General features: G+C 68.9%; 22 protein-coding genes. 7 read left to right on the forward strand and 15 right to left on the reverse strand.

Annotated elements, in window-relative coordinates; all coding sequences use genetic code 11:
- Positions 1–93: 93 nt before the first annotated feature.
- From N799_RS05420 to grxD, 4 genes are all read right to left on the reverse strand, one after another.
- Positions 94–3,378 (reverse strand): TonB-dependent receptor, encoded by a 3,285-nt coding sequence (locus tag N799_RS05420; RefSeq protein ID WP_036209076.1) that lies wholly within the window; start codon positions 3,376–3,378, stop codon positions 94–96.
- A 230-nt stretch (positions 3,379–3,608) separates the two neighbouring features.
- Complete coding sequence (locus N799_RS05425) at positions 3,609–4,208, reverse strand: YhgN family NAAT transporter (RefSeq protein ID WP_036209078.1); 600 nt, start codon at positions 4,206–4,208, stop codon at positions 3,609–3,611.
- Between the two features lie 24 nt (positions 4,209–4,232).
- On the reverse strand, positions 4,233–4,985 hold the full coding sequence (locus tag N799_RS05430) for an SDR family NAD(P)-dependent oxidoreductase (protein ID WP_052101266.1): 753 nt from the start codon (positions 4,983–4,985) through the stop codon (positions 4,233–4,235).
- The gene (grxD, locus tag N799_RS05435; protein ID WP_036209080.1) at positions 4,982–5,302 is read right to left on the reverse strand and encodes a Grx4 family monothiol glutaredoxin; all 321 of its coding nucleotides are present in this window, start codon (positions 5,300–5,302) and stop codon (positions 4,982–4,984) included. The genes N799_RS05430 and grxD overlap by 4 nt, the downstream gene beginning before the upstream one ends.
- Before the next feature lie 161 nt (positions 5,303–5,463).
- Between grxD and N799_RS05440 the strand changes: the two genes are divergently transcribed.
- Positions 5,464–6,042, forward strand: a complete 579-nt coding sequence (locus N799_RS05440) for a superoxide dismutase (protein ID WP_036209083.1) — start codon at positions 5,464–5,466, stop codon at positions 6,040–6,042.
- A 190-nt stretch (positions 6,043–6,232) separates the two neighbouring features.
- Here N799_RS05440 and N799_RS05445 read toward each other — a convergent pair whose 3' ends face one another.
- Entirely contained in the window at positions 6,233–7,387 is a 1,155-nt protein-coding gene (locus N799_RS05445; protein ID WP_036209086.1) for a 5-(carboxyamino)imidazole ribonucleotide synthase, read from the reverse strand.
- Positions 7,388–7,394: 7 nt separating this feature from the next.
- Entirely contained in the window at positions 7,395–7,898 is a 504-nt protein-coding gene (gene purE, locus N799_RS05450; protein ID WP_036209089.1) for a 5-(carboxyamino)imidazole ribonucleotide mutase, read from the reverse strand.
- A 75-nt stretch (positions 7,899–7,973) separates the two neighbouring features.
- Between purE and N799_RS05455 the strand changes: the two genes are divergently transcribed.
- The 3 genes from N799_RS05455 to N799_RS05465 are packed head-to-tail and all read left to right on the forward strand — an operon-like array spanning position 7,974 to position 9,430.
- Positions 7,974–8,243, forward strand: a complete 270-nt coding sequence (locus N799_RS05455; protein WP_036209092.1) for a Trm112 family protein — start codon at positions 7,974–7,976, stop codon at positions 8,241–8,243.
- Entirely contained in the window at positions 8,240–9,103 is an 864-nt protein-coding gene (gene nadC, locus N799_RS05460) for a carboxylating nicotinate-nucleotide diphosphorylase (RefSeq protein ID WP_036209094.1), read from the forward strand. The genes N799_RS05455 and nadC overlap by 4 nt, the downstream gene beginning before the upstream one ends.
- Positions 9,104–9,106: 3 nt before the next feature.
- Positions 9,107–9,430, forward strand: coding sequence for a DUF3301 domain-containing protein (locus N799_RS05465; RefSeq protein ID WP_036209098.1), 324 nt, complete (start codon positions 9,107–9,109; stop codon positions 9,428–9,430).
- 6 nt (positions 9,431–9,436) lie between these two features.
- On the opposite strand, the gene N799_RS05470 is transcribed toward N799_RS05465, so the two are convergent.
- The 6 genes from N799_RS05470 to N799_RS05495 all read right to left on the reverse strand — a co-directional run bounded on the left by N799_RS05470 (position 9,437) and on the right by N799_RS05495 (position 14,586).
- Positions 9,437–9,949: a ClpXP protease specificity-enhancing factor gene (locus N799_RS05470; RefSeq protein WP_036209103.1), complete on the reverse strand. Its 513-nt coding sequence runs from the start codon at positions 9,947–9,949 to the stop codon at positions 9,437–9,439.
- A 72-nt stretch (positions 9,950–10,021) separates the two neighbouring features.
- Positions 10,022–10,657 (reverse strand): glutathione S-transferase N-terminal domain-containing protein, encoded by a 636-nt coding sequence (locus N799_RS05475; protein ID WP_036209291.1) that lies wholly within the window; start codon positions 10,655–10,657, stop codon positions 10,022–10,024.
- A 163-nt stretch (positions 10,658–10,820) separates the two neighbouring features.
- Positions 10,821–11,522: a cytochrome c1 gene (locus N799_RS05480; RefSeq protein ID WP_425476958.1), complete on the reverse strand. Its 702-nt coding sequence runs from the start codon at positions 11,520–11,522 to the stop codon at positions 10,821–10,823.
- Positions 11,523–11,577: 55 nt separating this feature from the next.
- Positions 11,578–12,837, reverse strand: coding sequence for a cytochrome b (locus N799_RS05485; protein ID WP_036209109.1), 1,260 nt, complete (start codon positions 12,835–12,837; stop codon positions 11,578–11,580).
- Positions 12,838–12,840: 3 nt separating this feature from the next.
- The gene (petA, locus tag N799_RS05490) at positions 12,841–13,512 is read right to left on the reverse strand and encodes a ubiquinol-cytochrome c reductase iron-sulfur subunit (protein WP_052101267.1); all 672 of its coding nucleotides are present in this window, start codon (positions 13,510–13,512) and stop codon (positions 12,841–12,843) included.
- Between the two features lie 162 nt (positions 13,513–13,674).
- Positions 13,675–14,586: a lytic transglycosylase domain-containing protein gene (locus N799_RS05495; protein WP_036209112.1), complete on the reverse strand. Its 912-nt coding sequence runs from the start codon at positions 14,584–14,586 to the stop codon at positions 13,675–13,677.
- Between the two features lie 148 nt (positions 14,587–14,734).
- On the opposite strand from N799_RS05495, the gene miaB reads away from it, so the two are divergent.
- Both miaB and N799_RS05505 read left to right on the forward strand, forming a co-directional pair.
- A complete protein-coding gene (gene miaB / locus N799_RS05500) occupies positions 14,735–16,138 on the forward strand; it encodes a tRNA (N6-isopentenyl adenosine(37)-C2)-methylthiotransferase MiaB (protein WP_081974707.1) in 1,404 nt (467 codons plus the stop codon).
- A 13-nt stretch (positions 16,139–16,151) separates the two neighbouring features.
- On the forward strand, positions 16,152–16,361 hold the full coding sequence (locus N799_RS05505) for a hypothetical protein (RefSeq protein ID WP_036209116.1): 210 nt from the start codon (positions 16,152–16,154) through the stop codon (positions 16,359–16,361).
- A 62-nt stretch (positions 16,362–16,423) separates the two neighbouring features.
- On the opposite strand, the gene N799_RS14320 is transcribed toward N799_RS05505, so the two are convergent.
- The 3 genes from N799_RS14320 to N799_RS05520 all read right to left on the reverse strand — a co-directional run bounded on the left by N799_RS14320 (position 16,424) and on the right by N799_RS05520 (position 20,830).
- Positions 16,424–18,142: a carbohydrate binding domain-containing protein gene (locus N799_RS14320; RefSeq protein WP_052101268.1), complete on the reverse strand. Its 1,719-nt coding sequence runs from the start codon at positions 18,140–18,142 to the stop codon at positions 16,424–16,426.
- Between the two features lie 118 nt (positions 18,143–18,260).
- Complete coding sequence (locus N799_RS15625; RefSeq protein ID WP_036209118.1) at positions 18,261–19,007, reverse strand: hypothetical protein; 747 nt, start codon at positions 19,005–19,007, stop codon at positions 18,261–18,263.
- A 149-nt stretch (positions 19,008–19,156) separates the two neighbouring features.
- Positions 19,157–20,830 carry an amidohydrolase gene (locus N799_RS05520; RefSeq protein WP_081974709.1) on the reverse strand — a complete coding sequence of 558 codons (1,674 nt, stop codon included), beginning with the start codon at positions 20,828–20,830 and terminating at the stop codon, positions 19,157–19,159.
- A gap of 86 nt (positions 20,831–20,916) precedes the next feature.
- Here N799_RS05520 and N799_RS05525 point away from each other — a divergent pair, with 86 nt between their 5' ends.
- Positions 20,917–21,903 carry a PhoH family protein gene (locus tag N799_RS05525; RefSeq protein WP_036209121.1) on the forward strand — a complete coding sequence of 329 codons (987 nt, stop codon included), beginning with the start codon at positions 20,917–20,919 and terminating at the stop codon, positions 21,901–21,903.
- Positions 21,904–21,924: the final 21 nt, after the last annotated feature.

Here is a 21,924-nt window from a genome sequence, read left to right on the forward strand (position 1 = left end):
AGCCGATCTGAAGAAGACAGTTGCTCCTACACAGCGCATACGGAAACGGCCGGGTTTCCCCGGCCGCTTCCGTGGTGCAATCGTTCCGACGGATCAGAACCTGTAGCGGAAACCGACCTGCACGGCCCAGCGGGACTGCCCGGTGGTGTCGTACAGGCGCTCGCTGAACACATCGTCCGGATCGAAGCTGTAGACGTACTTGCCGTCCTGCATGCCTTCAAGCTCGGCGACGCGACGACCGAACGGGAAGCCGATCTCGCTGATCTGGCCCCAGTCGTCGTTGATCAGGTTGCCGATGTTCATGATGTCCAGCCAGATCTCCGACTTGTGGCCCTTCCAGAAGCCCGGGAGCTCCTGCAGGATGCGCACGTCGAAGGTGTTGACGAACGACGAGCGCGAGCTGTTGCGCGGGGCGACCTCGCCCTGGAAGCGCGACAGCTCCGGATGGGCGGCAAGCCAGTCGAAGAACGCCGCTTCCATCTCCGCGCCACCGGTGAAGATGACGTCGCCCGGACCGGACGGCACGTAGAAGAGGTCGTTGGTCTCGCTGTCGCCGTTGGCGTCGTTCTGGAACGTCCAGCTGTACGGACGACCGGAGCGGCCTTCATAGAACACCGACACCTGGGTGTTGTAGTCACCGAAGAACGCCTTGCGCCAGGTCACGGCACCGGTGAACCGGTCGCGGATCTCGTAGTTGGAGGTGTCCGCGGTCGGGGTGTTCGGGTTGAGGATCGCCCGACCATCCCAGTTCGAGTGCGCCTGCGAGGAGGTCAGCGGATTGACCTCCGTGGCCTGGGTGTAGGTGTAGCCGAACATCCACGACCAGTTCTCCGTCAGCGGCTTGCTCAGGCTGACCGTGAGCTGCTGGCCTTCACCCTTGTTGGTCGGGCGCAGGTAGACAACGTTGTCGCCACCCCAGTCGGTGATGTTCTCGAACTCGGCCGGGAGCTGGCCCGAGGCACGCAGGGCGGCGATGGCGTCGCCGCTGTTGCAACGGTCACCACCGCTGGCGGTCGCGGGGTCGCACCAGTACGACAGGCGGCCGTCAGGCCCCATCGCGGTCGGCGCACCCAGGCCCAGGATCTCGTAGTGCAAGCCGGTCTTGACGCTGGTGAACAGCGCCTCGGCCGACGCCACGATGCCGTACCACGGCAGCTGGTGGTCGAACGCCAGGTTGGCCTTCCAAACCGACGGCTGCTCCAGCTCCGGATCCATCAGGGCGACGACCATCTGCTGGCCACCCTCGACGATCGGCTGCGCGTCCGGATCCGGGTTGAACGGATACTGAGCCCAGATCGCCTCACGCTCGGCCAGGCTGTAGTCCTCGAGCTCCAGGCCGTAGATCTGCGGGGTGAAGCCGGCGTTCTGGAACGAGTTGCCGATCCACACGTTGGCCGCGGCGCCCTGGAACAGGCCGATGCCACCACGCAACTGGGTGGGACGCTCGCTGTCGAAGGTGTAGTTGAACCCGAAGCGCGGCTGGACCAGCTCCTGGCCGTCGATTGTGGCGGTGTTGTCGAGGCCGTAGACGAGCTCGATCAGCTCGTTCTTGCGCGGGCTCTCATCAATGCTCGGGGTGTCGACGCGGACGCCGTACATCAACGTCAGGTTGTCGGTCACCATCCAGTCGTCCTGCACGAACAGGCCGAGGTTCTCGTACGAGAAATCCGCGGCGATGCTCTCGAACGGCTGGCCCGGCAGCGGACGACGGGAGCTGTATTCCCAGTATTCGCCGTCGCGGAAATGGTCGAGGCTGGCAAACGTGTAGCTGCCGAACAGGTCACGGCCGAACAGGTTGAAGATCTCGTTCTTCTCCCAATCGAAACCGAACTTGACCGCGTGATCGCCCATGTACCAGGTACCGGCACCGAACGCACTGAGCTGCTCGGTCTCGACCCGGTTGATGTGCGTGAACTCCTCGGTACCGAAGTTCAGGTAAGGGGTGCCTGCCGGCTCGTCCGGATCGAAGCCCGGCGCGGACGGATCGAACTCGCGCAGGCTGATGCCGATGTTCGGCATCGGATCGCCGAGCGAGTCGCGAATGGCGCTGTAGTCACGCGTGGACAGCTTGAACTCGGTCGAGAAATCCATCGACCAGTCGCTGAACAGCTGCACGACGGTGCTCTCGAAGGTCTTGTTGTGGTCGTACCAGTAGCTGTTGAGGGACAGCGAGCTGTTGCCGATGCCCGGCAGGTTGGCATCGACCTGCTCCATCTTGGAGTAGCGCAGCGAGGCGCGATGGTAGTCGTTGATGTTCCAGTCGAGCTTGACCGCGTACTCCTCGACGTTCGTTTCCAGGTCACCCGGGACGGTGAACGAACCGATGTCGAGCCCGTAGACGTCGCGCGCGATTTGCTGCGCCTCGGCGATCTGCTCGGGAGTGATGTCGACGATGTTGGACGCACCCGAGCCGACCGGACCGTATGCCGGCCCCGGCGCCGCACGGGTGAACTTCTCGTAGTTGGCGAAGAAGAACAGCTTGTCCTTCACGATCGGGCCACCCACCGTGAAGCCGTAGGTTTCCTCGTCGGTGAAGCCACCGAACGGCGTGCCGTCCTCGTTGTCGCGCACCATATCGTTGTCGCGGAACACGTAGTACGCCGTGCCCCCGAACTCGTTGGTACCCGACTTGGTCACCGCGTCAACGACGGCACCGGTGCCGCCGGCGATCGTGGTGTCATAGTTCGCCAGGTCGATGTTGATGGCCTCGATGGCGTCCATCGAGACCGGCTGGCGCAGCGTCGGCATGTTGTTGGCTTCAAGGCCGAACGGATCGTTGGTCGACACGCCGTCGATACGGATCGAGTTGAAGCGGGTGTTCTGGCCACCGGCGGAGATCTCGCCGCGCCCCTTGTCGGTCTGGGCCAGGCGCGGATCCAGTCGCATGTAGTCCTGGATGTTGCGCTGGATCGACGGCAGCGACTCGATCTGTTCGCGATCGACGTTGGTGCCGGTACCCATCTTGTCGGCACCGAAGATTTCCGGGAGCAACTCGCCCACGACCTGCACCGACTGCAGCGTCGTCAGGTCGTTGTTGAGCTGGGCGTCGACCGTCGTCACCTGGTTCAGCGGGAGGTAGACGTCCTCTTCCGAGCTCGTACCGGCGCCGGCCTTGTTGATGGTGATCGAGTACGGACCACCCACGCGCAGGCCGCGCGCGTTGTAGCGGCCGCTGTCATCGGTGACCACGCGGCTGACCGTGCCCGACTCGGTGTGGACGATGGTTACTTCGGCACCCGCGACGGGCTGGCCGTCGGCGCCGACGACCTGGCCGCCGACACCGGCGGAGGTGCTCTGGGCGAACGCGGGAGCGGTGGCAAGGGCGACGAGCAAACCGAGCGTGAGCCTGGACATGCGGGCGCGGCTGGGGTGATTCATGGCGGATGGCCTCGGGATGGGAAGGGCACTGGCCCCGGGGCCCGCCTGGGGCGACCACCGGGTACGTCGGACACGAGAAACCGGCGCTGACGCCGGTTAACGTGAGTTTAACACGCGGCGATACTACGGCGGATGGTTGACGGTTTTGTTACGGCGAGGAGGTCCGTTGCGTCAAGCGGAGCCGCTCCGGCGGACCGGTACGCGGCAAACCGGTGACAGTCGGATGACAGTCAGGCGGCCGGCCCGATCTGCAGATACGCGCCCAGGCCGTCGAGGAACATCTGCACCGAAATCGCGACCAGCAGCATGCCCATCAGGCGCTCCACCGCGGTCAGCGCGCGCCGGCCCAGCCACTTGTAGAGCACGGTCGCCGAGAACAGGATCGCCGCGGTCGCACCCCAGGCGATCAGCAGCGCCAGGCTCCACTCGCCCAGCCGGCCGGGCTCGTTGCTGCCCATCAGCATCACCGCGGCCATGCCGGACGGCCCGGCCACCAGCGGGATCGCCATCGGCACGATGAAGGGTTCGCCGTCGGGCAGTTCGCCCATCAGGCCTTCCGGCGGCGGGAAGATCATCCGGATGCCGATCAGGAACAGCACGATGCCACCGGCGATCGACACCGACTCCTGCCGCAGGTGCATCGCTTCGAGGAAGTACTTGCCGGCCCACAGGAAGATCATCAGCACCGCCAGCGCGATCAGCAGCTCGCGCGCGAGCACGATCCGCTGGCGCCGGGGCGGCAGCGTCCGCAGCAGGCTGAGGAACACCGGGATGTTGCCCAGCGGGTCGAGGATCAAAAACAGCAGCAGTGCGGCCGAGGCGATGGTCATCCGGGGTCCTTGAGTGCGGCCGGCTCAGCCGGCGGGCGCCCACACCTGGCCGCGATGGGCAGCGCCGGCGGCCGACAGCAGGGTGACACAGGCCTGCGCGCGGGTCTCGGGGTCGCGCGCGGCGCGGTCGTGCTCGTCGACGTAGGCGCGGGCGCGCAGGGCGGTGCGCATCGGGCCCGGACGCAGGCCGGCGACCCGCACGGAACTGTTGGCCAGCTCGCCGTGCAGCATCCCGACCAGCGCCGCGAGGCCGTGGTGGGCGATGCCATAGCCGCCCCAGTTGGCCTTGCCGACGCGCTCGGGGTCGTCCATTGCGAAGACCAGCGCGGCATCGGGGCTGCGCGCCATCAGCGGCAGGCAGGCCTGGCTCAACCACCACGGGGCGGTGAGGTTGACGTGGATCGCGCGGGCGAACGTGGCCGGGTCGGTCTGCAGCAGCGGTGTCAGGCCGCGGAACTCGGCGGCGCAGTGCAGCACGCCGTCGAGGCGGCCGAACTCCTGCTCGAGCCGGCTGGCGAGCTCCTGGTAGTCGTCCGGGCCGGCGCCCTCCAGGTCCAGTGGATACAGCACCGGTTCCGGGCCGAGCGCCGCGGCCGCGTCGTACACGCGGTTGAGGCGCGGCAGCTTGCGACCGAGCAGCACCACGGTGGCGCCGGCGCGTGCGCACGCCTTGGCGGCGGCCGAGCCGAGCCCGCCGGCGGCGCCGCTGACCAGCACGACCCGGCCGTCGAGTTCGCCGATGCCGTCGTGCGGTTCGTTGCCCACCGCGGTACTCACTCGCTGCGCGTTTCGCTGATCATGCGGGCCAGTTCGCCCGACTCGAACAGCTCCATCGTGATGTCGCAGCCACCGATCAGCTCGCCATGGATGAACAGCTGCGGGAAGGTCGGCCAGTTGGAGAAGCGCGGCAGGTTGGCGCGCACTTCCGGGTCCTCGAGCACGTTGACGGTGTGCAGGTCGGTCGCGCCGGCGGTCTGCAGCGCCTGCACCGCGCGACTGGAGAAGCCGCACATCGGGAACTGTGCGGTCCCCTTCATGAACAACACGACCGGGTGGCCTTCGACCTCGGCCTGGATCCGCTCGATCACCGACATTCGGGTTACTCCTGGGATGCCCTGTCCCGGCCTTTTCGCGGCCAGCCAACAAGGCGTGGGGATAGAATGGGGATTGTAAGCCGCCGGGCTGCCCGCACGCGATCGCTTCGGCGACCGGCGGCACGCCCTGCACCGCCAGCCCCCAACAAGGAGACCCGCCCATGGCCATCGAACTGCCTCCCCTGCCCTACGACCGCACCGCGCTGGAGCCGCACATCTCCGCCGAGACCCTCGACTACCACCACGGCAAGCACCACAAGGCCTACGTCGACAACCTCAACAAGATGATCGAGGGCACCGAGTTCGCCGACATGGACCTGGTGGAGATCATCCGCAAGGCGCAGGGCGGCATGTTCAACAACGCCGCGCAGGTGTGGAACCACACGTTCTTCTGGAACTGCATGGCCCCCAACGGCGGCGGCGAGCCGACCGGCAAGGTCGCCGATGCGATCAACAAGGCGTTCGGCGACTTCGCCAGCTTCAGGCAGCAGTTCACCGACACCGCGGTCAAGACCTTCGGTTCGGGCTGGGCGTGGCTGGTGCAGCGCCCCGACGGCGCCCTCGCGCTGGTCAGCACCTCCAACGCCAACACCCCGCTGACCGGCGAGGACACCCCGCTCCTGACCTGCGACGTGTGGGAGCACGCGTACTACATCGACTACCGCAACGCGCGGCCGAAGTACGTCGAGTCGTTCTGGAACCTGGTCAACTGGGAGTTCGTCGCTTCGAACATGAAGTGATCGGCGGCGGTTGCCTGATACGCGAAACGGCCGGGGCGACCCGGCCGTTTTTTGTTTGTGGCAAGGGTGGAACCCGGCTTCTTCCGTTGCCGGTGGACCGCTGTTCGAGCCATCAGTCTTTGTAGGAGCGACGTAAGTCGCGACCCGCCGAACCCTTGAGACGATGTACAGGTCGCGACTGACGTCGCTCCTACAAAGACTCGCCGTCCTGGAGTCGCGCGATGACAGGCGCCACCTGCGCCTCGCGACCCAGCGCCGCCCCGACCTTGCCCAGCGCCGCGGCCAGTTCCGCGGTCGAATCCGCCCGCAACGTCGCATGCCCGACCTTGCGCCCCTCGCGCGGAGCCTTGCCGTAGTCGTGCCAGTGTCCGCCCGGCTCGGCCAGCACCGCGCGGGCCTCGGGCATCGCGCCGATCCAGTTGAGCATGCAGGCGTGACCGACCATCCGGGTCGAGCCCAGCGGCAGGCCGAGCACGGCGCGCAGGTGGTTCTGGAACTGGCTGGTCTCGGCACCCTCGATGGTCCAGTGGCCGGAGTTGTGCACGCGCGGCGCCAACTCGTTGGCCAGCAGTTCGCCGTCGCGGCAGAACAGCTCCAGCGCGAACACGCCGACATAGTCCAGCGCCTCGGCCAGTTGCCGGGCATAGGTGGATGCGGTTTCGGCCAGGCCGGGCTCGACCACCGCCGGCGCGAGGCTGGCCGACAGCACGCCGTCGACGTGCCAGTTCTCCGTCAGCGGCCAGGTGCGGAACTCGCCGTCGCGGCCGCGCACCGCCACCACCGACAGCTCGCGCTGGAACGCGACGAAGCCTTCGAGGATCAGCCCCACCTTCGACGCCTGCGCACCGAGCGCCTGCCACGCCGCGTCGGCGTCGGCCGCCGTCCTGATCCGGAACTGCCCCTTGCCGTCGTAGCCGAGCCGCCGCGTCTTGAGGATGCACGGCGTGCCGACCGCGTCGATCGCCGCGTCGAGTTCCGCACGGGTGTCGATGGCGGCGAAAGGCGGCACCGGGATGCCGAGCTCGCGGAACAGGGTCTTCTCGGCCAGCCGGTCCTGCGCGGTACCCAGCGCTCGCGGGTTCGGGTAAACCGCGACGCGGTCGGTCAGCCAGCGGGCGGACTCCGACGGCACGTTCTCGAAATCGAAGGTGGCGACGTCGACGCGCGAGGCGAACTCGGCCAGCGCCGCCTCGTCGGTGTAGTCGCCGACCACCATCGGCGCGAACTGGCCGGCGCAGGCCTCGGCCGTGGCGTCCATCACCAGGAAGCGCACGCCCAGCGGAGCGCCCTCCAGCGCGAGCATGCGGGCCAGCTGGCCACCACCGAGGATGCCGACCGTGGTCATGCCGGCCTCACTTGCGCGGGTCGTCGTTGCCGGCGACCTCTTCGGTCTGCCGGGTGCGGAAGGCATCGAGCGCCTCGCCGATCGCCGGGTGCCCGGCCGCCAGCATCGCCGCGGCGAACAGCGCGGCGTTGGACGCGCCGGCATTGCCGATCGCGAACGTCGCCACCGGGATCCCGGCGGGCATCTGCACGATGGACAGCAGCGAGTCCATGCCGTTCAGCGCCTTCGACTGCACCGGTACACCGAGCACCGGCACTGCTGTCTTGGCGGCCAGCATGCCCGGCAGGTGGGCGGCGCCACCGGCACCGGCGATGATCGCGCGCAGGCCGCGGCCGGCGGCGCCGGCGGCGTAGTCGAACAGCACGTCCGGGGTGCGGTGCGCCGAGACCACCCGGACCTCGTGCGGCACGCCGAGCGCCTCCAGCCGGGCGGCCGCGTGCTGCATCGTCTCCCAGTCGGAGCGGGAACCCATCACGATGCCGACGAGCGGCGCGTGCGCGGTGTCTGTCATGGTCCGGACCTGCGGCAAAACGGTATTCTACCGACCTTCCGCCGGTGCTTCACCGCCACGCAAGGAGCCACCCACGTGGACCGCAAACTGCTCGACCTGCTCGTCTGCCCCGCCACCCGCCAACCGCTCGCGCTGCTGGACAGCCAGGGCCTGCAGGCGCTCAACCGGGCGATCGACGCCGGCGGCGTGGTCCGCGGCGACGGCGGCGCCCAGGCCACCGCGCTGCGCGAGGCACTGGTCACCCGCGACCGCAAACGGGTCTACCGGGTAGACGACGGCATCCCGGTGCTGCTGGCCGAGGAAGCGATCGAGACCACCCAGGTCGACGGCTTCCCCGCGGCATGAGCACGGGCTTCGCGATGCCCAGCGAGGTCGTCGCGGCCGACGTGGCCGCGGCGCTGGCCGAGGACATCGGTTCCGGCGACGTCACCGCCGCCCTGCTGGCCGACGAGGCGGACAGCGCCTACCTGCTGTGCAAGGAGGACGCGGTGGTCTGCGGCCGGCCGTGGTTCGACGCCTGCCATCGCGCGCTCGACCCCGACGTGCGCATCGACTGGCGGGTGGAAGAAGGCGATCGCGTCGCCGCCGGCACCGTGCTGGCGACCCTGCAGGGCCGCGCCCGCGCCCTGGTCAGCGCCGAGCGCGCGTCGTTGAACTTCATGCAGACACTGTCGGCAACCGCCACCAGCACCGCCGAGCACGTCGCCGCGGTGGCCGGCACCGGCACCCGCATCCTCGACACCCGCAAAACCATCCCGGGCCTGCGCCAGGCGCAGAAGTACGCGGTCCGCGTCGGCGGCGGCTGCAACCACCGCATGGGCCTGTACGACGCGGTGATGCTGAAGGAGAACCACGTCCGCGCGGCGGGTTCGTTGACCGCCGCCATCGAGGCTGCAAGCGCCGCCCACCCCATGCTGCCGCTGATCGTCGAGGTCGAGACGCTCGAGCAGCTGCGCGAGGCTTTGGACGCCGGCTGCGACCGCATCCTGGTCGACGACTTCGACGCGGCGACCCGTCGCGAGGCGGTCGCCGTGGCCGCCGCGCATCCGCGCCGGGTGCCGCTGGAAGTCTCCGGCGGCGTCGACCTCGCCGGCCTGCGCGCGATCGCCGGGGACGGCGTGGACTTCATCTCGATCGGCGGGCTGACCAAGCACATCCGCGCGGTCGACCTGTCGCTCAAGCTCGGCCCGCCGCCGGCCCGCTGAACCATGCCGACCCTGGTCATCCTGATGATCGCCGGCGCCGCCGCGTTCGCGTTCTGGAGCGCCGGCCGCGCCGCCGCCGAACGCGCCGAGGCGGTCGGCCGCGACGCCTGCCAGGCCGCCGGCGTTCAGTGGCTCGACCAGAGCGTGCACGCGACCGGCCTGAAGCTGTGCCGGCTCGACAGTGGCTGGCTCGGGTGGGAACGCACGTTCCGCTTCGACTACTCGCGCAATGGCGACGACCGCCATGCCGGGCGGCTGGTGCTGCGCGGCGACAAACTGGTGTCGTTCACCGGGCCGCTGGCGTCGCAGCCAGCGCGGCTGCAGTAACCGCGGCTACTTCACCACGCGCAGGTGGGCGCCGCGGCGCGGGCCCGGGCCGGCGTCGTCGGGACCGTCCGGACCATCCCCGTCATCCACGGGCTCGCCGGTCGACGCGTCGCCCGGCTCGCTCGGCACCGCACTGAGCGACGGCCGCGCGCCTTCGTCGGGCAGCGCATGGTGGCTGCCACCGTCATCGGCTTCCTCGGGCAGAGCCATGCCCTGTCCGGTCTCGCGCGCGTAGATCGCCAGCACCGCGCCGACCGGCACCGAGATCGACTGGCTGACACCGCCGAAGCGCGCGCTGAAGCGGATCAGCTCGTTGTCCATCTGCAGGCCGGACACCGCGCGCTGGGCGACGTTCAGCACGATCCGGCCCTCATTCACCGCATGCGCTGGCACCAGCACGCCGGGCCGGGTCGCATCGACCAGCAGGTGCGGGGTCATGTCGTTGTCGGCGATCCACTCGTACAACGCCCGCAGCAGGTACGGGCGGTGGCTGGTCATCGGTGCTGCGCTTTCGGTCATGCGCGCAGTCTAGAGCAGTCGCGCGCGAACGCGACCGCTTTCGTCGCCCGTTGCGGGCGCCGTCACAGCGCGTCAGGCCGGCAGGTCGCGCAGGCGGCGCTCCTGCTCGGTCAGGCTGCGGGTGAACCCCGGGTTGCGGAAGATCCGGTTGCCGTAGTCCTCGATCGCCTTGCCGTCCTTCGGCAGCGGCACGCCGAGCGCCGGCAGGCGCCAGATGATCGGCGCCATCGCGCAGTCGGCGAGGCTCATCTCGGTGTTGAGGAAGAACTTGAACGCCTTGAACAGCGGCACCGAGGCGGTCAGCAGCTCTTTCAGGCGCTTGCGGCCGGCGTCGGCCTGCGCCTTGTTGCCGAGCTGGATCGCCTGCACCTGCGGCACCCAGTCGTGCTCCAGCCGCAGCATCGCCAGGCGCAAGCGGGCGCGCGACAGCGGATCGACCGGCATCAGCGGCGGGTGCGGGTAGCGCTCGTCGAGGTACTCGCTGACCACGCTGGCGGCATACAGCACCAGGTCGCGCTCGACCAGGGTCGGCACCGAGTGGTACGGGTTGAGGTCGACCAGGTCTTCCGGCGGATTCTGCGGGTCGACCGGGATCAGGTCGTAGGTGACGCCCTTGGCGGCCAGTACCAGCCGCACGCGGTGGCACAGGACGCAGTCGTTCGAGGAGAACAGGGTAAGGGCATTACGCATGCGTGGGCTCGCCGCCATCATCGACCTCTCCAGCGCCCGGATTCCGCCGGTCGCAAGACGCCGCCCACCCAGCGCGGGCGGTCGTCACGGCCTCGAGTCGCGTCGCCGGTGCGTGCACGGACGCACCGGACCGGCACGGAAAAACCCGCACTCGAAGTGCGGGCTTTTCGACCGGGATCGCCTAGTGCACGTCTCGCCAGTATTCCTTCTTCAACAGCCAGGCGAGGAACGTGAACGCAGCGAGGAACAGGATCACCCACACGCCCATGCTCTGGCGCTTGAGGGCGGCCGGTTCACCGGCGTACTCGAGGAAAGCAGTGATGTCCCGGACGGCCTGGTCGAAGGCCTGCGGGTCCAGCGACCCGGCCTGGGTGACCTTGAGGCCGGTCACCGGGCGCTCGCCGGTCGCCGCGTCGGGCTCGCCGTACTCCGCGTGCTGCAGGCCCTGCAGCTCCCACAGCGGGTTGGGCATCGACACGTTCGGGAACAGCTTGTTGTTCCAACCCAGCGTGCTCGACTCGTCCAGGTAGAACGACTTGAGGTAGGTGTAGATCCAGTCGCTGCCGCGCACGCGCGAGATCAGGCTGAGGTCCGGCGGCATCTTGCCGAACCAGCCGGTGGCGTGCTCGGCCGGCATGGCGACCTGGATCTGCTCGCCGAACTTGGCGCCGGTGAAGTTGAGGTTGTCCATGACCTGCTCTTCGGTCAGGCCCAGGTCCTCGGCGATGCGCGAGTAACGCAGGTACTTGAGCGAGTGGCAGCCCGAGCAGTAGTTCATGTACAGCTGGGCGCCGCGCTGCAGCGAGGCCTGGTCGCCCAGGTCGACGCCCGACTGCTGCAGGTCGCCGCCCGTCGCGGCGAGTGCCGAAGCCGAAACCAGCATGCCGGCGACGACAGTGGCAAAGCGGGTGAACACGCGGTTGCGGAAAAGCCTGGACTTAGTCATGCGTCGTCACCCGTTCCGGCACCGGCTTGGTCTTGTCGATCTTGGTCCACAGCGGCATCGTGATGAAGAAGGCGAAATAAAGGAAGGTCAGGACGCGGCCGATCTGGGTCTCGACCGGGTCGGTACCCGGGCCGGCGCCGATCTTGCCGAGCCACACGAAGCACACCGCCAGCAGGACCAGCATGACCTTGGAGATCCAGCCGCGGTAGCGCACCGAGTGGACCTTGCTGCGGTCCAGCCACGGCACCGCGAACAGGATCGCGATCGCGCCGAACATCACCAGCACGCCGCCCAGCTTGTCGGGGATGACCCGCAGCATCGCGTAGTACGGGGTGTAGTACCAGACCGGCTTGATGTGCTCCGGCGTCACCAGGCGGTTGGCCTCGGTGAAGTTGTCGTGCTCGAGGAACCAGCCACCCAGCGCCGGCGCGAAGAAGATGATGAACGCAGCCAGCATCAGGAAGAAGCCGACGAACACCGTGTCCTTGACCGTGTAGTACGGGTGGAACGGGATGCCGTCAGCCGGCGCCAGCGGCGACCAGCGGTTGCCCTTCGGCCCCTTCTTGATCTCCACGCCGTCGGGGTTGTTGGACCCGACCTCGTGCAGCGCGCCCAGGTGCAGCACCACCAGCAGCAGCAGGACCAGCGGCATCGCGATCACGTGCAGGGCGAAGAAGCGGTTGAGGGTGGCATCGCCGGGCAGGTAGTCGCCCATGATCCACTCGGTCAGGCCGTTGCCGATGACCGGGATCGCGCCGAACAGCGAGATGATCACCTTGGCGCCCCAGAAGGACATCTGCCCCCACGGCAGCACGTAGCCCATGAAGGCCTCGGCCATCAGCACCAGGTAGATCAGCATGCCGAGGATCCACACCAGCTCGCGCGGCTTGCGGTACGAGCCGTACATCAGGCCGCGGAACATGTGGATGTAGACCACCACGAAGAACAGCGACGCACCGGTGGAGTGCATGTAGCGGATCAGCCAGCCCCACTCCACGTCGCGCATGATGTACTCGACCGAGGCGAAGGCTTCCGCCGCGCTCGGCTTGAAATGCATCGTCAGGAAGATGCCGGTCACGATCTGGTTGACCAGCGCCACCAGCGACAGCACGCCGAAGATGTACCAGATGTTGAAGTTCTTGGGCGCGTAGTACTCGCTCATGTGCTTGCGGTACATCGGCGCAAGCGCGGGGGCGCGTTCGTTGACCCAGTCCATCACGCCGTTGGCGCTGCGGGTGAAGATATTGGCCATGGTTTATGCGGCTCCCTGGCTGTTCGACTGCGAGGGGTCGACACCGATGACGATGGTGGTGTCGTTTTCGTAGTGGTGCGGCGGCACGACCAGGTTGGTCGGCGCCGGCACGCCCTCGTAGACGCGCCCGGCCATGTCGAACTTGGACTTGTGGCAGGGGCAGAAGTAGCCGCCCTTCCAGTTGGCGTCGAACGGCTGGGGGCGGATCTCGGCCTTCATTTCCGGCGAGCAGCCCAGGTGGGTGCACAGGCCGACCAGCACCGAGACCTCGGGCTTGATCGAGCGCATGTGGGCATCGCCCTCCAGCACGTAGGCCGGCTGCTGCTCGGGGTTCTCCGACATCGGGTCGCGCAACTGGTCGTCGAGCGTCGGCAGCGCCTGCAGGATCTCCTGCGAGCGGCGGACGATCCAGATCGGCTGGCCGCGCCACTCGAGGATCAGGCGCTGGCCCACCTCGAGCGTGCTGATGTCGGCGCTGATCGGCGCACCGGCGAGCTTGGCGCGCTCGCTGGGGTTCCACGACTTGATGAAGGGCACCGCCACGAAGCCGGCCCCGACGGCGCCGACCACGGCGGTGGTCGCGGTCAGGAACCTGCGGCGACCGTGGTTGACGGGCTCGCCCGCGGGCACGCCCGCGTGCTCGCTGCGAGGATCATGGATCCCTTGGTTGGCCATCCGGCACTCCGCGAATCTTGAAATCGACGTTCACCGCACGGCCTGCACCACTGGCGAAGGCTGGCGGCTCAAAAGACGGGGAAGTGTAACGGAACGGTTAACGACCCGACAATCCGTCGCGCCGCGCCGGTCGCCCGGCGTCGTGCGCGGCGCCCGGCCGCGTCACTGCGCGGCGCGGTAGCGCTCGGCCAGCACCCCGACGCGCTGCACGTAGCGCTGCGTCTCGCTGAAGGGCGGGACCCCGTTGTACTTGTCGACGTTGCCCTCGCCGGCGTTGTAACCGGCGGCGGCCAGGGTCAGGTTGCCGTCGAAGCGCTTGAGCAGCCACGCGAGGTATTCGACGCCGCCCTGGATGTTCTGCCCCGCGTCGAACGCGTTGCCCACCCCGAAGCGACGCGCGGTGGCCGGCATCAGCTGCATCAGGCCCTGCGCACCGACCCGCGACAGCGCGTTGGGGTTGAACGCCGATTCGGCGTGGATCACGGCGCGGACGATGGCTTCGTCGACGCCGTGCTCCCGGGCGGCGGCGGCGATCTCGTCACGGTAGGCCACCGTGTTGAGGCGGACGTTGCCGAAATCGACCCCCGGCTTGGCCGCGCAGGCGAAGCAGGTCTCGAGGAAGCTGTACTTGATCGTGCGCACCGCGCTGGCGCGGGCGACCACGCCCTTCGGCCTGTCGCTGGTGTAGTGGCGCACGCCGTCCTTGATATAGGAGTAGACCTGCCCCTGGACCAGGCGCGAGCCCGCCGAGCCGGGCTTGACCGATTTGACCGGCGCGGCGTTGGTCATGCTGGCGCCTGCCGTCTCCACCGACGCCGGCGAACCGGCGGTGGTGCTGGCTGGCGTGGCGCTGCCGATCGCGGTGGCGGACGCCGGGGTCGCGGCCTTGCGGGCCGGCGGCGGCGACTTGCTGGTGGTGTAGCTGCTGATGGCGCTGCACTTGGCGCCGGGGATGCGCTTGCTGACGTAGCTGCGGCCGCCATCGGCGCTGTCGCAGCGGTAGACGGTACCGGCGGCCACGGGCGTGGCGACCAGCAGGCATGCAAGCCCCAGAAACAACAGGTTCCCCCTCATGGGCGCGAGTCTCCCCCTTCGCCGGGGCGTTGCCAAGTCCCTGATTCTGCAAAACGCGACCTGCTGCGCGGGATGGCCGGGCTTCCGCGCTAGACTGTTCGGTTTCCAGTCAGCCGGCGCGGAATAAGCACCGCCCTTCCGGATTCCCATGACCACTACTGACACCCAAGCCCAAACCCCCGCCCGCCCCGCCACGCTCCCCTCCGGCCTGCCGGCGTCCGGAAAGCTCTATATCCAGACCCACGGCTGCCAGATGAACGAGTACGACTCGGCCAAGATGGCCGACGTGCTGGCGGCCAGCGACGGGCTGGAGCTGACCGATAACGTCGAAGAAGCCGACGTGATCCTGGTCAATACCTGCTCGATCCGCGAAAAAGCGCAGGAAAAGGTATTCAGCCAGCTCGGGCGCTGGAAGTCGCTCAAGGCCGGTGACAAGCCGGTGCTGATCGGCGTCGGTGGTTGCGTGGCGAGCCAGGAGGGCGAGGCGATCGTCAAGCGCGCGCCCTACGTGGACCTGGTGTTCGGCCCGCAGACCCTGCACCGCCTGCCGGAGCTGGTCCGCGCCCGCCGCGAGTCCGGCCAGCCGCAGGTCGACATCAGCTTTCCCGAGATCGAGAAATTCGACCGCCTGCCGGAACCGCGTGCCGAGGGCCCGAGCGCGTTCGTGTCGATCATGGAGGGCTGTTCCAAATACTGCTCGTTCTGCGTGGTGCCCTACACCCGCGGCGAGGAGGTCAGCCGGCCGTTCGAGGACGTGCTGGTCGAGGTGGCGCAGCTGGCCGCGCAGGGGGTGCGCGAGGTCAACCTGCTCGGGCAGAACGTCAATGCCTACCGCGGGCCGATGGGCGAGGACACCGCCGGCGAGGTCGCCGACCTGGGCCTGCTGATCCGCACGATCGCGCAGATCGACGGCGTCGACCGCATCCGCTTCACCACCTCGCACCCGCTGGAGTTCTCCGATTCGCTGGTCGAGGCCTATCGCGACGTGCCGGAACTGGCCAACTACCTGCACCTGCCGGTGCAGTCGGGCAGCGACCGCGTGCTGAGCGCGATGAAGCGCGGCTACACGGCGCTGGAGTTCAAGCAGAAGGTGCGCAAGCTGCGGGCTGTGCGGCCGGACATTTCGATCAGCTCGGACTTCATCGTCGGCTTCCCCGGCGAGAGCGAGGCGGACTTCGAGAAGACGATGAAGCTGATCGAGGACGTCGGTTTCGACCAGAGCTTCTCCTTCATCTATTCGCGCCGGCCGGGCACGCCGGCGGCGGACCTGGACGACAACACCACGTCCGAAGAGAAGCACGCCCGTCTGTCGCGGTTGCAGGCGACGATCAACGAGAACGCGCGGAAGATTTCCGAGGCGATGGTCGGCAGCGTGCAGAAGGTGCTGGTCGAGGGCCCGTCGAAGAAGAACCCCGACGAATTGACCGGCAAGACCGAGAACATGCGGTCGGTGAACTTCGCCGGGCCGAAGCGGCTGGTCGGGCAGTTCGTCGACGTGGTGATCACCGGGGCGTTGAGCAACTCGCTCCGCGGCCGCGTCGAAACGCTGTAACCGGCAGGTCCCGATGGCACCGCCACCCGACAGCCCGCTGCGCCGTCACGCGCTGGGGCTGTGGCTGGGCGGGGTCGCGGTGCTGGGACTGCTGCCGTTCGGCATGCGCGCCTTCGACGGCGGCGTGTTTGCGCCGAGCGTGACCGCCTGGCTGTGGCTGGGCGGCAGCATAGTGGTCGCGACGGTCGCCGCCGTGTTGCTGGTTCGCGCCACAAGGCACTGAACCCCGATGCGACGACGCCGGCACTGGGCCGGCGTCGCGCATCCAAGGAGTGGTGGACGGCTCTAGATCGGCACCACGCTGATGTCGTCGACCTGGAAATCGACGCCGGCGTTCGGCCCCATCACGTGCAGTGCGACCGAGTACAGCGTGCCGACCGGCTCGATCCGGAACTTGCCGGTCAGCTCGGTCCAGTCGCCGTTGTCGGCCGCCGCCCACGCCACGCGCTGCCAGTAGCGGCCGCTGTCATCGTGGATCAGGACCCACAGCGAGGTGGGATCGTTGCGGCCACTGACCTTGACCCGCGCGCTTGCGACGTAGTCGCTGCCCGCCTCGAGCCCGACCAGCTCCTGGCCGACGCCGTCGTACCACGAGGTACGGTTCGACAGACGCAGGCTGCGGCTGCTGTTGAAGCCGTCGCCGACCACGCCGAGGGTGCCGCCGAAGGTACGCGCCCACGACGCCGCGGTGCCGCCTTCGAAATCGCCGTTGCGAACCAGGTTGCCGCTGTCGTCACCGCCATCGACCGGGGCGATGCTGATGCTGTCGGCATGGAAGTTGACACCGGCGGCCGGGCCGTAGACCAGCAGGCGCACCCGGCTGCCGGCGGGCACCTGGTGGGTGAATTCGCCATCGATTTCGGTCCACGCATCGGTCACACCGAAGCGGCCCAGGTCGACGTAGCTCTCGCCGCCGTTGACCTCCAGCACCACGCGCGCGGTATCGCTGGACTTGCCCTGCAGGCGCATCCACAGCCCGAAGGTGTAGTCGGTACCCGTCTGCAGCTTGCCGGTGATGTCCTGGGCGAAGCCGGCCGCGTACGAGCCGCGGTTGGACACCGCCACGCCCTGCTTGCCGCCGTGGCGCCGGGTGCCGCTCAGCGACAGACTGCCGCCATGGGCACCCGCCCAGCCGCCCAGACCGTCCTCGAAGCTCGGGTTGGCGATCATGTTGCTGCCCTGCGGCGGCACCGGCAGCTCCGGATCCGGCTCCGGGCCCGGGTCGGGGTCGGTGCGCGACGGGCGATAGTCGGGGTACTGGTTCGCCATCAGGCCCAGCGAACGCGCCGAGTCCGCGGTCGAGGCGTCGCCGCAGGCGGTGCCGTTGCAGGTCTGGCGCGGGTTGGAAAAGCGATACACGTAGTTGGTGTTGAACAGGTACGCATACGCCATCAGGGTGGCGAACGAGTAGTCGACCCCGTAGCCCATGCCGTACACGTGGTGGCCGCCGGAGGTGTCGCCCTGCCGGCGGCTGTGCATCAGGCCCATGTTGTGGCCGAGCTCGTGGGTAAAGGTCAGGTAACCGCAGTCGATCGCCGAGCTGCTGTAGGCCATGTTCTTGGACGTCGTGGTGATCACGCCGCCGCTGCTCTGGCCGAGCCAGCCGACGCCGCACAGGCCGCCGGGCGCCATGTTGAGCAGGCCGACGAAATCCGCGCCATGGTCGTCGCGCAACGCGTGGATGGCGCCGTCGTTGTAGGTGATGTAGTTCAGCGCGGTGTTGCCCGTGTAGCGGTAGTTCGAGTTGCTGCTCTGGACGCTGTGCACCAGCCTCAGGCGGATGTCGACGTTGCTGGTCTGGTAGGCCTGGTTGGACTGGGCGATGTACTGGTTGAGCCGGGTCTCGATGTCGCCGCCGTACTGCGCCGCCTCGGGCGTGTAGACGTACATGATGTCGACCACGTTCTCGGCGGCGGCCTGGCCGGCGGCGACGGTGCCGGCCAGGGCCAGCGCGAGGGTCGCGAGGCGGTGTTTGCGGGGGCCGGTGTTGCTGGGGCTGTCCATATCGGCGGGTCCTTGGTTGCAGGGTGGATCGCCGGCCGGGGGCCGGCTGGGGGTGCCGCCGGAATCCGGCGACCGGGGGGATGCACGCGGACGAACGCTCGTCGCCCGCGCGCCTTGCTCAGCGTGCGTCGGGCGGTGCGACGGCGTCGGCGGGGTCGGGCAGCAGCACGTCGGGCTGGTCGAAGTCCTGGTGCTGGCGCAGCCGGTCCACGTTGGCGATCCAGCCCAGCCGGCCCTCGGCCTCCAGGCTGTAGGTGCCACTGCGCGTGCTGATGCTGCCGAAACTGGAGTCCTCGCCCTGGGTGAATACCGCAGGCAGTACTTCGCCGCCCGCATCCACCACGTGGCCGATCCAGGACTTGTCGCCGTTGGGGTGGACCTGGATCTCGTCGATCCGCACGGTATGCGGCTTGCCGTCGTCCGGGGTGCGCAGCGTCAGCGTCGAACCGACACCGAGCGATGCCAGCGCAGCGCGGTTGAACTCGACATAGGTGCGATCGTCGACACCGAACGGCAGCTTGCCGGCGAAGTGGGCCCTGGCCGGCGCATGCTCGGCATAGAGCGTGTCCGGCGGCAGGCTGGTGTCGTACTCCGGCGGATCGACCGGGTCGACCGGTGGCAGGTTGGGTGGAATCGGCGGCGTGCGCGGACTCTCGCCCGCGTGGCCACCGTCGCCGGCGTACACGAGGGTGTCGATGCCCGATGCGCCGCCACCGTTGGCCGGGGCTTCACCGCCCTGTTCCAGGTCGGTTGCGGCGTCGGCACCACGCTCGACGGCCGGTGCGATGACGAGGAAAAGTCCGGTCGCGGCGATGGCGACGGTTGCGACTACGAGGGCGCGATTGCGCCAGCGCGAATGCTTCATGCGGGTAAAGCTCCTGATCCAGGTCCGTGGACGGGTGAAACTCCGGCGCCGATTCTAGGCGCCACGATCGACCGGCAGGGTGACGGGCATCACGCCACGCCCGCACCCCGCCGTAGGGTGCGGCGGCGTACGGACGCCTGCGGGACCGCTCACGGCCGGCGGTAGACCGCCTCGCCGTCGACGTAGGTCGCCAGCACGTCGAGTTCGTCCAGCCCGGCCGGGTCGATCGCCAGCGGGTCCTGCGCCAGCAGCACGAAATCGGCGCGCTTGCCGACCTCGAGACTGCCGACCTGGTCCTCGGCGAAGCCGGCATAGGCGGCGTCGGAGGTGAAACCGCGCAGCGCCTCCCAGGCGGTGAGCTTCTCCTGCGGCTGCCAGCCACCGGCCGGCGCAGCCGTGGAATCGGTGCGGGTGGCGGCGGCGTACAGCCCGAGCCGCGGGTCGACCGACTCCACCGGAAAGTCCGAACCCAGCGCCAGCCGGGCGCCGGCATCGCGCAGCTTGCGCCACGCGTAGGCCCACTGGATCCGCTCGTCACCGATGCGGTCGGCGGCCCACGGCATGTCGGAGGTCGCGTGGGTCGGCTGCATCGAGGCGATCACGCCGAGCGCGTCGAACCGCGGGATGTCGGCGCGGGTGAGGATCTGCGCATGTTCAACGCGCCAGCGGTGGTCGCCGGCGGCATCGTCGCCAAGGACGTGCTCGAAGGCGTCGAGCACCACCCGGTTGCCGCGGTCGCCGATCGCGTGGGTGGCGACCTGCACGCCGCAGCGCTTGGCCCGCGTGGCGACGTCGACCAGTTGCTCCGGCGTCATCAGCAGCAGGCCGTGGTTGCCGCTGTCGTCGCTGTAGTCGTCCAGCAGCGCGGCGCCGCGGCTGCCAAGGGCGCCATCGATGAACAGCTTCACCGCGCGCATCTGCAGGCGGCCGTCCGGGTGGGTGTACAGGCCGTTGTCGCACAGCCACGCCAGTGCCTCGCCGTCGCCGTCGGCCATCGCGTGGATGCGCAGCGGCATCGCGTCGCGGTCGGCCAGCGCCTGGTAGGCGCGCAGTTCCTGCAGCGACACGCCGGCGTCGTGGACGCCGGTCAGGCCGTGCTCGACCGCCTGTCGCATGCCCAGCTCCAGCGCGTGTTCGGTCGCCGCGGCATCCATCGCCGGCATGGCCGAAGCGACCAGCGCCATCGCGCTGTCGACGAGGACGCCGGTCGCCCTGCCCTGCGCGTCGCGGACGATGCGGCCCCCGTCGGGCTGCCAGTCGCCGGACAGGTCGCGCTCGACCGCCGCCAGTGCCGCGCTGTTGGCCCAGCCGGCGTGGCCGTCGACCCGGGTCAGCCAGACCGGGCGGCCGGGGAAAGCGGCGTCGAGGTCGGCGGCGGTCGGGAAGGCGCGTTCCGGCCAGTCGTTCTGGTCCCAGCCGCGACCGAGCAGCCAAGCGTCTTCGGGCAGGTCGGCGGCGAACGCGCGCAGCCGCTGCAGCACCTCGTCCTTGCTGGCGGCGCCGACCAGGTCGGCACGCATCTTGGTCAGCCCGAGGCCGGCGACGTGGCCGTGGGCATCGATGAGGCCCGGGATGACGGTCGCATCGCCGGCGTCCAGTCGCGCGGCGTCGGGGTAACGCTCGTGCAGCGCGGCGCGCGTGCCGAGCGCGAGGATCCGGCCGGCGTCGTCAAAGGCCATCGCCTCGACCCGCGGTTGAGCCGGGTCCATCGTGTGGATGCGCGCGGCGTCCAGCACCGTCACGCCCTCGGCGGCTGCCGGCAGCGCCAGCGTCGCCAACAGTACGGCCAGCGTGGCCGATGTCCGTACCCGCGTCTTGCGCATGCGCCGTCCCCGCGTCGAAGTCCCCGGCACTTTGCGAAAAACACCCCGCGGGCGCAAGCTGGCACGCCCACGCGCAACCACTCCCCATGGCCGCACGCACGACGTCCGAGTTCACCCTCGACCCGCCCGACACCGAACGCCTGGCCAACCTCAACGGTCCGTTCGACGCCCATCTGCGCATGATCGAACTGCGCACCGGGGTGGAACTCGCCAGCCGCGGCAACGTCTACCGCCTGACCGGCCCGAAGGCGATGGTCGGCAAGACCGAGAAGCTGCTGCGCGGCCTGTGGGAGGACGCCGCCGGCCAGGTGCTGGACGAACCGGCGATCCACCTCGCACTGGCTGAAATCGGCGCGGACGGCATGGTCGACGAGGACATCGAACCGCAGGAGGTCGCGATCCGGGTCAAGCGCGGCACCATCCGCGGCCGCGGCCGCAACCAGGCCAAGTACCTGCACGCGATCGCCACCCACGACATCAACTTCGGCATCGGCCCGGCGGGTACCGGCAAGACCTTCCTCGCGGTCGCCAGCGCGGTCGAGGCGCTGAACGAGTCGCGCGTGCAGCGGCTGGTGCTGGTGCGCCCGGCGGTCGAGGCCGGCGAGAAGCTCGGCTTCCTGCCCGGCGACCTCACCCAGAAGGTCGACCCCTACCTGCGCCCGCTGTACGACGCCCTGTACGAGATGCTCGGCGTCGAGAAGGTGGTCAAGCTGCTGGAGAAGAACGTCATCGAGATCGCGCCGCTGGCCTACATGCGCGGACGCACGCTTAACGATGCCTATGTGATCCTCGACGAAGCGCAGAACACCACGATCGAGCAGATGAAGATGTTCCTGACCCGCATCGGCTACGGAAGCACCGCGGTGGTGACCGGCGACCTCACCCAGGTCGACCTGCCCCGCCACCAGAAGTCCGGCCTGAAGGACGCGCTCGACGTGCTGCGCAATGTCGACGGGGTCAGCTTCACCTTCTTCGAGTCGCGGGACGTGGTGCGCCACCCACTGGTCGCACGCATCGTCAATGCCTATGACGCCCGCGACGCGCAGGACGCGCAGACCGGCCCCGCTACCTGAGCGGCCACACGGACGACTGCG

The sequence above is a fragment of the Lysobacter arseniciresistens ZS79 genome (assembly GCF_000768335.1).
In the GTDB taxonomy this organism is placed as follows: Bacteria; Pseudomonadota; Gammaproteobacteria; order Xanthomonadales; family Xanthomonadaceae; genus Novilysobacter; species Novilysobacter arseniciresistens.